This window comes from Eubacteriales bacterium mix99 (assembly GCA_038396605.1).
GTDB lineage: Bacteria > Bacillota > Clostridia > Caldicoprobacterales > DTU083 > UBA4874.
Genome location: CP121690.1, coordinates 2541900 through 2555882 on the forward strand (window position 1 = coordinate 2541900; position 13983 = coordinate 2555882).

The window sequence follows — 13983 nt, forward strand, 5'->3', positions numbered from 1 at the left end:
TTCTGTCAGGAAAAGAGCGTGGAAATCAGCAAAAGGACCAAACCGCCTCCGATATAAAAATACCCAACGTATTTTCCGATTTTGTATTCCACCGGATACCGGTCGTCTTTCAGCAAGTGGGGGTAAACAAAAGAAAGGATCAGCCCGCAGATCACTGCCAGTCCGACAAAATACGAGGTCGACCATAATTTCAGAAAATGAAGCAATGCCATGGAAACCCTCCTTTTAAAGTGAGTATTCCCGAAAGCCTCAGGAACTTGCACAAAAGGCAAACAATCGATATAATAAATTTATTATGATTGGAAAGGGAGACAAATATGCCGGCTGAAAACCATGCTTTTGCTGTTTCGAAAAAAGAGAAGGAGAAACATGCCATAGCGATTCTGCAACAACAGATACTCGGTTCCGGATTGAAATACCATATTATAACTTATGGCTGTCAGATGAATGTGCATGATTCCGAAATGTTGGCCGGAATGCTGTCGGAAATCGGTTATGAGGAGACCGATCAACAGCAGGAAGCGGATTTGATCCTGTTCAATACCTGTTGTGTCCGGGACAATGCCGAGCGCAGAGTCTATGGCAATGTAGGAGCCTTAAAGTCATACAAACAGGAAAATCCCGACCGGATCATCGGCGTCTGCGGATGCATGATGCAGCAGCCGGATGTATCTGCCGATCTCGTCCGGAAGTTTCCCTTTATTGATCTGGTTTTTGGAACGCACAGTCTTCCCCACTTCCCTTCCCTGCTGCTGCAGGCTTTGGAGTCCAGGAAAACAGTAGTGGAGATTCCGGATACCGAAGGAGAGCTCAGCGAATCCGAATCCATTCCTCTGAAACGGGCTGCCGGTACAGGCGCATGGGTCACCATCATGCATGGATGCAACAACTTCTGCAGTTATTGCATTGTTCCTTACGTTCGTGGGAGGGAAAGAAGCCGTCGGCCGGAAAATATTCTGGAAGAAATCCGTCAGCTTGCACGGGAGGGATACCGGGAAGTCACCCTGCTGGGACAGAATGTGAATTCCTATGGAAAGGATCTGGAAACCCCTGTTCCGTTCCACACTCTGCTCAGGGAGATCAATCAAATAAACGGGATGGAAAGAATCCGGTTCATGACATCCCATCCCAAGGACCTGTCCGATGACCTGATCCTTGCCATGGCAGAATGCGACAAGGTATGTGAGCATCTCCACCTACCCGTTCAGGCAGGCAGTGACCGGATCCTTCAGGCAATGAATCGGAGATATACTGCGCAAAGCTATTGCACTTTGGTGGACAGGGCCCGCCAGGCCATACCGGATATTGCACTGACCACGGATATCATTGTTGGTTTTCCGGGGGAAACGGAAGAGGATTTTCAGGAGACCCTGGATCTCGTGGAGCGGATTCAGTATGATTCTGCCTATACTTTCCTATATTCCTCGCGGTTCGGTACTCCTGCCGCAAAGCGGAAGGATCCGCTGAGCCTGGAGGAAAAAAAGGAAAGGCTTTATCGGTTGAATGCGTTGCAAAATAAAATAAGCAGGAAAAAAAACCAGGAATATGATGGACGGGTTGTGGAAGTGCTGGTGGAGGGTTCCAGTAAAAACAATCCGGATGTTCTTACCGGCAGGACCCGGTCCAATAAGACCGTGAATTTCAGGGGCAGTGCGGAACTTGCCGGGCAATTGGCCATGGTTCGGATTGCCAGGGCTCATTCCTGGTCTCTGGAGGGGGAGGCGATCGAAAAATGACCAAAGAGACAGAGGTTTCCCGTTCGGAACTCATGAAGCTGGCCAGAGAGCTGGGACAGGCTCTGGCGCAGTCCCAGGAAATACTGGACTACAGGGATGCGGAGAAGGAAATGGCAGACGATGAAGAAGCCAGCCATCTGATGCGGGTTTACCGGAAAACATATCAGGAGCGGATTCAACTGCAGACAGATCCGGAGAATAAAAAGAAAGAAATTGCAAGCCTGTCTGATTCCCTGGAAAAAGCGGACAGGGACAGGAAAGCCAACTCGCTGATTGCAAAGTACGATCAGACGGGAAATGCCTTTCAGGACCTGATCTATCAGATCAATCAGGTCCTGAAGTTCTACTGCATGGAGCCGGATGAGGATTCCCAATTTGGGCCGGCAGGTGGCTGCAGGGGATGCAAAGGCTGTCCGAAAGCCCGGATGGGAATCAATACTCCTCCGTCATAAAATTGTTCCTGGGAGGAAAGAGTGCACCAAGGCTTGTCATCACCCATTCCTCCCTGCATTCCAAACGCCCTTCCGCCAGGGAAGAATCAGCGGTACAGAAGCCCCAAAGCAATTGGGAAAGAGTGCGGATATCCATATGGACATCCGGCTCTTTCCCGGTGGCTGTAATGTCCAGAGCAGCACCTTTTTCTTTCAGAAAATAGCATCCATTGTTGCCTGGAATCATCGGATCGGATACCTGGAGAACAAAAGGATCTGCGGAAAAAGGGATTCCGGATAAAGCGCCGATGATATTGTGGATCCTTCCCATGACGAACGTTTCCTTTTCCATTTTCCCCCGTGAGTCCTTCATGGATAAATAGGTGGTATCCGTGGAAGGAGCTTTCCACACGATCCGGCTTATCTGTCCCATGTGATGAAAGGCCAGTTGAAGCAAAGCCTCCTTGGCTTCCGGATTTTGATAAATAAGCTCACGGATACAGAGTTTCTTATTACAAATGGTATACAGGATATATCCGGTTGTGATGTTGTCCTGCAGATAGCGAAAGCCCATGCCATGATCCAGCTCCAGGTCCCGAAGAATCTTCTCCCAGTTGTTCTGGTTTCGAATGAAATAACCATGAAATCCCTTCATAAAACGCAGATAACAATCGGACAGAATCTTTCTGTCGCAGATCCCCAATCTCCGATAACTTCCGGTCAGTTTGCCGGTGGTTTTCAACACTTCCATTTTCCGATAGGTCAGCAGATCATAACAGATCTCCCACCCGTATTTTCGATAGAAATCATATTGAAAAGGCAAAAGAATGGAACAGTGGATATTGCGTTTCCGCAGGATCGTATCGACATATTGCAGCAGCCGGGCTGCATGTCCTCTTCCCCGGTACTCCGGCCGGGTTGCAACTCCCACGATATAGCTTACGTCAATCGGCCTGTCCCGAAGCTGCATCCGATAGGGCAACAGCTGAAGGCAGGAACAAACCCGGTCCCCCTCCACTGTAACCAAAGTGTTTTTTGGCTTATAGCAAAATTGAAAGAAAAAATCAATGAACTCCGGGCTGTCATCAAAACAGTATGCCCATAAGTCCCGTACCTGTGAAGTTTCCTGGTCCAGGGCCAGTCGTGTAACGGTATTTCCGTTTTTCATTGTAACCTCCATTCTGTCGCTGTCCGCAAGACAAGCTGGAATAAGAATGGGCGCGGGTTCCCTGCGGTTTTTTATATATAAAATCCGGTATACTTCTTGATCATCCTTACCGGATGATAGGATTCCTTTGCCTTGCGCATTCCCTGAATCCCCATATCTTCTTCCCGATTGATGTAGGGAATATGGAACCAGGCCTTTGCGGTAAACAGCTGATTCATAATGGGAAAGGAGCCGTCATAATCCGTATTCGCCTTTTCAATATGCGTGACTGCCATGTTGGGATTTAGCAGTTCCCCAAGGGTAAATGCCTGTACCGAACCATTGATGCGCAGTACTCCCCCGGTGACCTTCAGGGCACGATAATTGGTCAAAATATCATAAACAGCTCTCTTTTCCTCCAGGATACTTTCGTCCCCTTCCTTTCCGGAAATCCATACCAGTTCAGTGTCCAGACATTCGGAGAGGTTGGTGTCGTTCAATGCTTCATACTGGTATTCATAGCTTTTCTTGAATTTGTTGATGTGGTTTCGTTTCTGTCGGAACTTCTTTCCCTTCAGTTCGATTAATTCCTTCGTGGAATAGACATAATCATAATTGCTGCGGTCCTCACAGAAGATCAATTTACCCGGAAGAGCTTCTTCCATTTCTCTTTTCCGGTCTTCGGTAACCGCTTTCAGAACCAGTGGAAATCCCTCACTATGGAAACAGTCTGCCAGAACAGGCAGGACCTTATCATAGGTGCCTTCCCCCATACACAGGGGAGAAAAAGCATAGGGATACAAATGACGATATTTCGCTACAATACATAAATAATCCTGGATCATTGTATATTTCAATTGATCGGAATTTCTCCAGATAAACAGATCAGTAAAAGTGGATTCGGAGCTTTCATAATTCCTGGCGGCAAAATATTGGTCAAACAGGGCCTTATCTTTCAGTTCGATGTCCTTGAATGTTATCACAAAGATACCTCCTATTCATCCTGCCTCCTATTATACACGTTTTTACAGGCTAAAACAAAAGGGCCCTTTGCAGGGCCCTTACCGACATCTATCAGGCTTTTGCCAGTGTAATTTCAGATGATTCCCGTTCTTTTACCCTGACTCTTTTTGATGTCTCCTCATTGATTATTTTCATCAAGCTCTCCAGCTTCTCATAAAAAATCACAATGATATCGCCGGCAATGGCGTGATCCATTGCATGGCGAAGCGCTTCTTCTTCCTTCCGGATCAGGGATGCAGCACTTTTTGGAAGGCCCGCCGAAAGGACGCCGGACAATAACAGTTGTGAGATTTCTCCCGGTTTACGGCCTCTTAAGTCCTTATCCTCCTTGATAATAATCCGGTCAAAAGACTTTCCGGCAATAAATCCTATTTTCTTTACGGCAGAATCCTCCCGATCCCCCGGAGTGCCAATGATTCCGATCAGTCGGGATCCACCCATCTTCCGGACGGCTTCTGTAGTCCTTTCGTATCCTGCAATATTATGTCCATAATCCACCACGACCCGGAAATCCCGGATGTTAAAAATATTGAATCTGCCTGGATTATGGATTTCATCGCAGTAGAAAGAGGTCATGGCGCTTTCGATAACATGCAGCGGAATCTTCAGGGCATAGGCGGCACTGAAAGCCGCCAGCGAATTTTCAATATTATAGATCAGCTTGCCTCCGAAGGTGGCAGGAATCTGTTCCACCGACAGACTTTTCAGCAATCCATTCCCCGTCGCAAGGGTAATATAATGATCCTTGAGAAAGACGGCGATCCCTCCTGCCGAAATATGTTTATGAACAATCAGGTTGTCTTCCTGCCGTGAAAAATATATTACATTTGCCTTTGTCTGCTCAGCAGCCTGGACCACCAGGGGATCGTCTGCATTCAGGACAGCATACCCGTTGCTTTTGACGGCTTCCACAACCAACGACTTTACATGAAGCAGATCTTCCAGAGTTTCCACCCCATCCAGGCCCAGATGATCTTCACTGATATTGGTCAGGACTCCGACATCTGCCAGATCATATCCCAGGCCGGAACGTATCAATCCTCCGCGGGCCGTCTCCAGGACGGCTGCATCCACTGCCTTGTCCGTCAGGATGATTTGAGCGCTTTCCGGACCGGTTGTATCTCCCTTCAAAATGCACTGGTCATTGATGTAAATACCATCGGTTGTTGTCATTCCAACAGTTTGACCGCAGGATTTCAGAATATGTGCTATCATTCTGGTTGTGGTTGTCTTTCCATTGGTCCCGGTAATCGAAAAAATGGGGATAGAATGTCTGCTCCCATATGGGAAAAGCATATCCACAATGGCGTTTCCAACTTTTCTTGGTTCTCCCCTGGATGGGAAAAGATGCATCCGGATACCGGGAGAGGCATTTACTTCGAGGACGGCTCCCTGTCCGTGCAGCAGGGGTTTGCTGATATTGGCACATGCGATATCCACCCCGGCGATGTCCAGTCCAAGAATTCTCGCTGCCCGGATGGCGAGCTCCTGATTGTATGGATGTATTTTTTCCGTGCAGTCCATGGCTTCTCCGCCTGTGCTGAGGTTTCCGTTGGCTTTGAGGTAAATCCGTACCCCTTCCCTCGGAATGCTTTTCGGGGAGTATCCCTGTTTTTTCAATATATTCTGACTGATCTCGTCAATGATAATTTTGGTAAGGGGCTTTTCGTGACCGGTTCCCCGTCTTTCATCCCTGTTTTTCTGCTGCACCAGTTCGGCTATGGTCTGCCTTCCGTTGCCCATGACAAAGGCAGGCATCCGGAGAGATACGGCAGATACCTGATCCCCTATGACCAGTACCCGATAATCCTTGCCTTTCACAAACTCCTCCACCAAAACGTTTTCATTGATTTTGGCTGCAATGGGAAATGCTTCTGCAACTTCTTCCGGAGACTGAATGTTCAGGGACACCCCTTTCCCCTGGTTTCCGTTGACTGGTTTGATTACCACAGGCCATCCGATTTTCCTTGCTGCTTTTACAGCTTCCTCTGCCGTCAGGCAGACAACTCCCCCCGGAACAGGGATCCCTGCCCGGCTGAGCAGTTCCTTGGTTACGGTCTTGTCACAGGCCATGTCTGCGGAAATGCAGCTGGTACTGTCCGACAGGGTTCCTTCTATTTTCTTATTGTATTTTCCATATCCCAGCTGAATAATGCTTCCCTTGCCGATCCTTGTTACCGGAATGCCTCTGTCCACGGCGGCATTAACAATAGCCTGTGTACTGGGCCCAGGTCCATAACGGGACATCAGTTCCCTGATTTGCTTCAATCCGGGATTCAAATCGAACGGTTCCCCGGAGCAGAGGGCATTTGCCATCTGAACAGCCACCTTTCCTGCTTCCAGACCGGAATGCTCTTCCTGGTAAGCGAACAGTACCGTATAGCTGCTGCTGTCACCGATCTGCCTTGCCCTGCCGAACGAGACGGATTGACCGACAAGATTCAGAATTTCCAATGTACTGTGTTCAATAACATGAGCCAGATAGGTCCCTTCCTCCAGCCTTTTCTGAAATCCGCCTTCAAATCCAAGCGAACAATGATGAGTGCGAAGTCCAGGCAGCAATTCCAGGATCCGCTCATTAAAGTCACAAATTTGCACGGTCGGGATATCACGCCACTCCTCCAAATCAACAATTATTTTGATTACTTTTTGATGGCTGTATATATTTCGCCCGGAATAGGCTTTCCATTCACGTATCTGCAAAAGAATTTACCTCCTTAAGATAGGGACACGGTTTCGTATATCAAATTCGTATCCATGAGGAAGAATATGAAGGGTAACGTCGGTCAGTGCCAGAATATCATCCGGGTAGGATTCGGAAACATTGGTATAGCTTAAGCGAACCCCATCCAGAATCGTAACGGCATTGGAGCCGATTACTTCAAAGGTTTCATCCGGATAAACCACGACAGCCGTGTCTTCGTCGATACCGATTCCAAGGATATGGGGATTTTGCGCAATGGCTGCCAGGAGTCGCCCGGTCCTGCCTCTCTGTGCAAAATGCTGGTCAATGACGACACCGCTCAGAAAACCCAGACCAGGTGCCATTTTGACCGTGCATTTTTTCGGCGCCTGATCGTCATTTCCGGAAGTAATCATTACCTCGCTGATGGCGGAGGCACCGGCACTGGTTCCTGCAAGAATCAGCCCATCGGAAAAAGCTTCCTTCAAAAACCAATCAGTCCTGGTTCCGCCAATCAAACTCGTAATCTTCAATTGATCCCCTCCGGTAAAAAACACACATGTCGCACCTTCCAAACGGTGCAGCGTTGCCGGATCATCGGCATCTTCGCGCATTTCAATATGCAGTGCATCAATGTTCGAAACATGCAGTCGGGAGAACAATTTTTTATATTCCTTCCCTACTTCTGATGGAAATTCCGTCGCGACGGTCAAAATAACGATTTTACCCGCCTCTTCCCCGGAAAGCTCGGCAACCTTTGTGAGAATGGTGCAGTCTTTCTCCTTGTCCTCTGCACCACCTATAATGATAAGAGTTCCTTTTTTATGCCCTTCCATTCTGAACCTCCTGTTTTGATACATATATTCTTCCAGTAAAGCCTCGGTTTTATACTCAAACTGGGAACTTTTAGTATATCAGTGAAAACCATATAAAAAGAGCACCCAAAAGGATGCTCTTACCTGCATATAAGTACTGTCTTATGTTTTTGAATTGCTTCTCCTATCGGCTGCTTTTCACTCTGTTCATTCACAGCCCGAAACTTCCGTTAAATGCCTGGACTTCCATTAACCATCCCGTTTGGAAAGCTTGCCCCGCATTGCATCCTTTTTCTGAATGGATTCCAGAACCTTTTTTCGTCTCCGTATCCCATCCAGATAGCTGACACCGGATACAACCGGAAACATCAGGATAAACACAATGGCAACATAGGGCATGACATTCTCAAATGCCACAAACAGTTTGACATAGGGAATTAACCAACATCGCAAAGCGATTTCAATGGGTTGGTAAATCAACGAACCAACATACAACAGGATGCCGGGAATGGATGCAATCAATCCGGAGAGAAAGCCCTTCGTTTTTTGGAACGTGCCCCTCTTCAGATCATTTTGGCCATAATAGCTGGCATCCGCATAGATCACCACCCAAAATAGGAAGATAAAGAAAATGCCCATTGCCCATTGATAGATCTCATTTTTTGGAAAAATACTGAACAATAAAAAATAAAGGAATAATTGTATCACCGTCATCAGTGCATGGGTGCCCAGCAGTTTCCATCCAAATTTTCCGTACCCCATATCCGGTTCTCCCCTTTTTCATTCTTATCTGAAAGCAACAAATTTTCAATTCCATTCTATTTTACACGAAAACAGGCTGGATTTCCAGTACTGATTGCTGTTGCTTTCCTGCTATTTCCTCCCGATCCAATCGGAATCCGTAATAATTCCATCCATTGGTACGTCAAATGGATCCGCCGGCAGTTGATCCACCAGCTGAAAGGCAAAACCAATCCCGATTTTCGCAGCGTCCCTGCGCATTTTCGGCAGAAAGCGATCATAATAACCGGCTCCGTATCCCAATCGGTTGAATTTCCGGTCAAATGCCAGTCCCGGGATGACAGCCAGATCAATTTCCTCCACACGTATCTGCCTCCGGAACTGCTTTGGAGGCTCCGGGATCCCAAAATAGCCGGGCATCAGGTCGTCAGGGCTCTGTATTTCGCAGGGCAGGATTCTTTTTTTATTGGGTACGCATACTGGCACGACAACCCGTTTGCCCGTTTCCAGCGCTGTCCGGATCAGGCCCAGTGTATCTGCTTCACTGCGAAAGCTTGCGTATGTCAGAAGAACCTCTGCCTTTTCATATGCCTCCAGGGCAGTCAGATGTCTTTCAATGGATTGGCTCCTGGATTGCCTTTCCCTATCCGGAATCCGATCCCTTGCGGAAGCCATGTTCCGCCTGATTTCCCGCTTGTTCATTTCATTTCTTCCTTAGAATGAGAATGGATATAAAGTCTTGGCACTCTTTCGCTGATGGATGTCAGGATTTCATAGGAAATCGTTCCACATAAATCTGCCAGGTCATCCGCCGTAATGGCTTCTCCATCCTGTTCTCCAATGAGAATGACCGGATCTCCTGTAACAATTCCCGGTATATCGGTGATGTCCACCATGGTCTGGTCCATGCAGATCCGCCCGACCACAGGTGCCCGTTTTCCATGGATCAGAACACTTCCACGGTTGCTCAGCAGCCGGTTGTAGCCATCTGCATATCCCACCGGCAGGGTTGCAATCGTTCTTGTATCCCGTGCAACGTAAGTCCGTCCATAACTGATGCTGCACCCCGCTTCCACCGTTTTTATATGGACAATCCGGGTTTCCCATTGCAATACGGGCAGGAGCCGGATCGTTTCCTTTCGTTCGGTCGGGAATGGAAAGTAGCCATACATACTGATCCCGCCCCTTACCAGGTTGTAGTTGGCGTCCGGAAACCGGAAAATCCCGGCACTGTTGGAGGCATGGACCGTGCGGAGAGGAAATCCGCTATTTTGCAGAAACCGGATCATAAGATGAAACTTTTTGATTTGTTCCCGGGTAAATGCAGGATCCTCTTCGTCAGCCGAAGCAAAGTGGGTAAAAGCTCCTTCAATGGACAGATTTTTCATGTCTTTCAGTTCGTCTGCTGCATCCTGCAGCTCCTTCCGACTCCTAAAACCGATTCGGCCCATTCCGGTATCCAGCTTCAGATGGACCTTCGCTGTTTTACCTGCTTTTTTTGCTGCCTGATTCAGACAACGGGCTGTGGGAAGGGACGGTACTGCCTGGGTCAGTCCATATTGAAGAACGGCTGTGCATTGTTCTTCATCGATTTCCCCCAGGACCAGAATCGGTGCGGCTATTCCTGCTTCCCTCAATTCCGCTCCCTCTTCCGGCAGGGCAACGCCTAACTGGGAGGCACCGGCTGCAATGGCACCGGCTGCAATTTCCTTTGCACCATGGCCATAGGCATTTGCCTTGACAATTGCCATAAACTCGGTTTCCGGTAAAATCAGGGATCGCAGGCCCTGTATATTATGTTTCAGTCTTGACAGGTCAATTCGTGCAATCGTTGGTCTCATATTATTTCGTTTCCTCCTGTATGGCATATCCCATGGAGAAAGCTTTCCGGTTGGCTTCCACAGTTTTTGGGGGCACGGTTTCTTCTATTGCTTTCTGCCATGTTTCCGGAGAGGCTTCCAGATATCTGGCCAAAGCACCAAGAAGCGCAGTATTCGTTACTTTCAGATTGCCGACTTGCTCTGCAATCTTCATTCCAGGAATCCAAGCCAGTTGTCCGCACCGGAATTTCAATTTTTGGGAAAGCCCTTCAGGATATTTGGATATGCCCATAATAACCGGCATGGGATCGATTTCCTGATCGTTTACTACCAGGATTCCGTTGTCCCGCAGATAAGGAAGCCAGCGATAAGCCTCCAGTTTCTCAAAGGCCAGTATGATGTCAGCCTGTCCACGTTCCACCAGGGGCGATGAAACGTGATGCCCGAATCGGACATGTGTCACGACGCTTCCACCCCGCTGCGCCATGCCATGAACTTCGGATATTTTCACATCAACACCACAATTCATTGCCAGTTGACCCAATATTCTGCTGGCCAGGAGCGTCCCCTGCCCCCCGACCCCTACAATCAGTATATTCGTGTCCTTCATTCTTTGCTGCCTCCCTCTATGGCATGGAACCGGCATACATTCTGACACAAGCCGCACCCATTGCACAATTGCTGGTTGATCCCGATCCGGTTTTCCTTTTTCAAAATAGCCGGACAACCAAGACGGAGACAGGATCCACAGGACTTGCAGCTCTCATGATCTATGAAACAGGGCAATCCGGATTTTTTGGATAACAGGACACAGGGCCTCTGGAAAAAGATCACGGAAGGCTCTTCCCTTTTGGTTTCTTCCTTTAGGATTTTCTCGGCCTGTTCGATATCAAAAGGATCCACTACCCGGACATTCGGGATGCCGATTGCCTTTACCAGAGCGTATAAATTCAATATCGGAGCCGGATCCCCCTTGATGTTTTTGCCGGTAGCCGGATGATCCTGATGGCCGGTCATCCCGGTTGTTGAATTGTCGAGAATCACTACTGTCGTAATTCCCTGATTGTATACCACATCGATCAGCCCGGTAATCCCGGAATGAATGAACGTGGAATCCCCTATCACTGCAATCAGTTTCCTGGAAAAATCCCGGCCTCTTGCCTTTTCCATTCCCAAAGCCATGCCAATGCTGGCTCCCATGCAGATACTGGCATCCACGCTGTTCAGCGGTGGGAGGGCACCGAGGGTGTAGCAGCCAATGTCTCCCACGACCGTCAGATTCAGACGCTTCATCACATAATAGGCTCCGCGGTGCGGACATCCGGGACACAAAGCGGGCGGTCTTTCCGGCAATTCTTCCGGGAAGCCGGAGAACCGGGGCGTTATCCCGGTGATTTTTTCCTTAATAATCCAGGCGCTGAGCTCCCCCTGTCTGGAAAAAAGCTCCTTTCCGATTACGGATATTCCCCGGCTTTTGATTTCGTCTTCCAGTATTGGCTCCAGCTCTTCGACAACGTATAGCTTTTTTACCCTGGATGCAAATTCCTTAATCCGTTTTATAGGCAGTGGATGCACCATGCCAAGCTTTAGAATGGAAGCATCCGGAAGAGCTTCCGCTGCATATTGATAGGCTATGCCGGCTGCAATAATTCCAATGGAAGGGTCCTTGCTCTCCATCCGGTTGACAGAAAGTTGTTCTGCTGCTTCCGACAGCTCCGCTTCCCGCTTTTCCACAACGATATGCCTCTTCCGTGCCATACCCGGCATCATGACATATTTCGCGGAATCCTTATAATATGCCTTCCTACCGACCTCTTGTCGCTCCTTTAGAGTTACAATACTCTGGGAATGGGATACGCGGGTCGTCATTCGGATCAGTACCGGTGTATCATAAGCCTCACTGATGCGGTATGCCAGTTTGGTAAAATCCTTTGCTTCCTGACTGTCTGCGGGCTCCAGCATCGGGATATGAGCCGCTTTCGCATAATATCTGCTGTCCTGTTCATTCTGGGAACTGTGCATGCCGGGATCATCTGCTGTGACGATGACCAGCCCTCCGTTCACTCCGGTATAAGCAACGGTAAACAGGGGATCTGCCGCAACATTCAGTCCCACATGCTTCATGCATACCAAAGCCCGGGCTCCTCCAATGGAAGCGCCTATCGCTGTTTCCAATGCAACCTTTTCATTGGGTGACCACTCTGCGTACACCTCATCATACTTTGCAATTGTCTCCGCTATTTCGGTACTTGGTGTGCCCGGATAAGCAGCTGCCACCCGGACACCGGCTTCATATGCACCTCTGGCCACTCCTTCGTTGCCCAACATCAATTTTTTCACATAATTCCCCCATGACCCTGAACTGATATTGTATTTATTCTATACCATAATTTTCGCGAACTCAAGATAAACGGACAGAAAGAAAGTAAAATGTAAAAGGAAAGCAGGGAAAAGAAAAAAGGAAGGACAGCAGGTCCTTCCCTGGAACTTACTCCTGTATATAAGTGGAACAGTCTGTTTCCGTGGTGTTCTGGGCGTGCGGCGGCTGTATTTCGATTTCTGCTGCCTGGCAGTAATCTCCGGGTTTGTGATAATAGCAGGAGTTTACCACACATTTGACGCCCTGCAGATGTTGCTGCGTTTTTTCCGATTTTCCATACATTTCTGTATCGCCTCCTCTTTTCTTATATATAGTATCCATTGATTTGAGATCAAATATTACAACAATAGTAATGAAATATATGGAAAATTACAGGCGAAAAATAAATGGATTGGATGCCGTGGCGACCAATTGGCGCCCCCCTATTTTGGGCATAAAAAAAAGGAATTCCTAAAACCCGGAATCCCCAGAACCATCTGTGGTGGACCATCAGGGACTCGAACCCTGGACACCCTGATTAAGAGTCAGGTGCTCTGCCAACTGAGCTAATGGTCCATATGAAACTATGGTACTTATAAAAGCGGATACAAAACTGAAACTTGGCGCGCCCAGTAGGATTCGAACCTACGACCTCCAGATTCGAAGTCTGTCACTCTATCCAGCTGAGCTATGGGCGCAAACAATGGAGCGGAAGACGAGATTCGAACTCGCGACATTCGCCATGGCAAGGCGACGCTCTACCACTGAGCCACTCCCGCTTATTTTCAGGAACATCAGCCATTATAGCGCATCTCGTGAAAAATGGCAAGTACGAATTGGTGCGGACGAAGAGATTTGAACTCCCACGCCATAAGGCACTAGATCCTAAGTCTAGCGCGTCTGCCAATTCCGCCACGCCCGCATATCTCCCGGCCGTTTTATTCGCTTTGCACTCGCTATTCCTCTGATGACCCCTCAGCGATTCGAATACCGGACACCCTGATTAAGAGTCAGGTGCTCTGCCGACTGTGCTGATGGGCCATATGGCTGGGGCGGCAGGACTCGAACCTACGAATCCGGGAGTCAAAGTCCCGTGCCTTACCGTCTTGGCTACGCCCCAAAATAATAACAGCAGACATCACTTAATGGGGTGAGTGGTGGGATTCGAACCCACGACCTCCAGAGCCACAATCTGGCGCTCTAACCAGCTGAACTACACCCACCATAA

Annotated in this window: 13 protein-coding genes and 7 tRNA genes; 2 read left to right on the forward strand and 18 right to left on the reverse strand. The window is 48.4% G+C overall.

The genetic code is table 11. From position 1 onward, the window contains the following. Positions 1-5: 5 nt before the first annotated feature. Entirely contained in the window at positions 6-212 is a 207-nt protein-coding gene (locus tag QBE55_11275) for a hypothetical protein (protein ID WZL78110.1), read from the reverse strand. A gap of 105 nt (positions 213-317) precedes the next feature. Here QBE55_11275 and miaB point away from each other — a divergent pair, with 105 nt between their 5' ends. Both miaB and QBE55_11285 read left to right on the forward strand, forming a co-directional pair. Continuing rightward, complete coding sequence (gene miaB / locus QBE55_11280) at positions 318-1736, forward strand: tRNA (N6-isopentenyl adenosine(37)-C2)-methylthiotransferase MiaB (GenBank protein WZL78111.1); 1419 nt, start codon at positions 318-320, stop codon at positions 1734-1736. Then, positions 1733-2188, forward strand: coding sequence for a YlbF family regulator (locus QBE55_11285; GenBank protein WZL78112.1), 456 nt, complete (start codon positions 1733-1735; stop codon positions 2186-2188). Before miaB ends, QBE55_11285 begins: the two co-directional genes overlap by 4 nt. Here the strand turns inward: QBE55_11285 and QBE55_11290 are convergent. The 17 genes from QBE55_11290 to QBE55_11370 form a co-directional block, all read right to left on the reverse strand. Then, complete coding sequence (locus tag QBE55_11290) at positions 2169-3335, reverse strand: GNAT family N-acetyltransferase (GenBank protein WZL78113.1); 1167 nt, start codon at positions 3333-3335, stop codon at positions 2169-2171. The genes QBE55_11285 and QBE55_11290 overlap by 20 nt on opposite strands. Positions 3336-3406: 71 nt before the next feature. Further along, positions 3407-4297: a phosphatidylglycerol lysyltransferase domain-containing protein gene (locus QBE55_11295; protein WZL78114.1), complete on the reverse strand. Its 891-nt coding sequence runs from the start codon at positions 4295-4297 to the stop codon at positions 3407-3409. Between the two features lie 91 nt (positions 4298-4388). Beyond that, positions 4389-7040: a cyanophycin synthetase gene (cphA, locus tag QBE55_11300; protein ID WZL78115.1), complete on the reverse strand. Its 2652-nt coding sequence runs from the start codon at positions 7038-7040 to the stop codon at positions 4389-4391. Between the two features lie 6 nt (positions 7041-7046). Further along, positions 7047-7856, reverse strand: a complete 810-nt coding sequence (locus QBE55_11305; protein ID WZL78116.1) for a cyanophycinase — start codon at positions 7854-7856, stop codon at positions 7047-7049. A 228-nt stretch (positions 7857-8084) separates the two neighbouring features. Next, positions 8085-8597, reverse strand: a complete 513-nt coding sequence (locus tag QBE55_11310) for a hypothetical protein (GenBank protein WZL78117.1) — start codon at positions 8595-8597, stop codon at positions 8085-8087. Positions 8598-8708: 111 nt separating this feature from the next. Continuing rightward, entirely contained in the window at positions 8709-9278 is a 570-nt protein-coding gene (locus QBE55_11315) for a 5-formyltetrahydrofolate cyclo-ligase (protein ID WZL78118.1), read from the reverse strand. Further along, entirely contained in the window at positions 9275-10417 is a 1143-nt protein-coding gene (alr, locus tag QBE55_11320) for an alanine racemase (protein WZL78119.1), read from the reverse strand. Before alr ends, QBE55_11315 begins: the two co-directional genes overlap by 4 nt. A 1-nt stretch (position 10418) precedes the next feature. After that, on the reverse strand, positions 10419-11006 hold the full coding sequence (locus tag QBE55_11325) for an indolepyruvate oxidoreductase subunit beta (protein WZL78120.1): 588 nt from the start codon (positions 11004-11006) through the stop codon (positions 10419-10421). After that, positions 11003-12736 (reverse strand): indolepyruvate ferredoxin oxidoreductase subunit alpha, encoded by a 1734-nt coding sequence (gene iorA, locus QBE55_11330; protein ID WZL78121.1) that lies wholly within the window; start codon positions 12734-12736, stop codon positions 11003-11005. The genes QBE55_11325 and iorA overlap by 4 nt, the downstream gene beginning before the upstream one ends. Positions 12737-12884: 148 nt before the next feature. Beyond that, positions 12885-13058, reverse strand: a complete 174-nt coding sequence (locus QBE55_11335) for a DUF1540 domain-containing protein (GenBank protein ID WZL78122.1) — start codon at positions 13056-13058, stop codon at positions 12885-12887. A 197-nt stretch (positions 13059-13255) separates the two neighbouring features. Next, positions 13256-13331: transfer RNA gene (locus tag QBE55_11340), tRNA-Lys, on the reverse strand. Positions 13332-13376: 45 nt separating this feature from the next. Continuing rightward, a tRNA-Arg gene (locus QBE55_11345) sits at positions 13377-13453 on the reverse strand. A 6-nt stretch (positions 13454-13459) separates the two neighbouring features. Continuing rightward, positions 13460-13534 (reverse strand) — tRNA-Gly (locus tag QBE55_11350). A 58-nt stretch (positions 13535-13592) separates the two neighbouring features. Further along, positions 13593-13677: transfer RNA gene (locus tag QBE55_11355), tRNA-Leu, on the reverse strand. Positions 13678-13723: 46 nt separating this feature from the next. Then, positions 13724-13796 (reverse strand) — tRNA-Lys (locus QBE55_11360). 3 nt (positions 13797-13799) lie between these two features. Then, positions 13800-13875: transfer RNA gene (locus QBE55_11365), tRNA-Gln, on the reverse strand. A gap of 26 nt (positions 13876-13901) precedes the next feature. Continuing rightward, positions 13902-13978 (reverse strand) — tRNA-His (locus QBE55_11370). Positions 13979-13983: the final 5 nt, after the last annotated feature.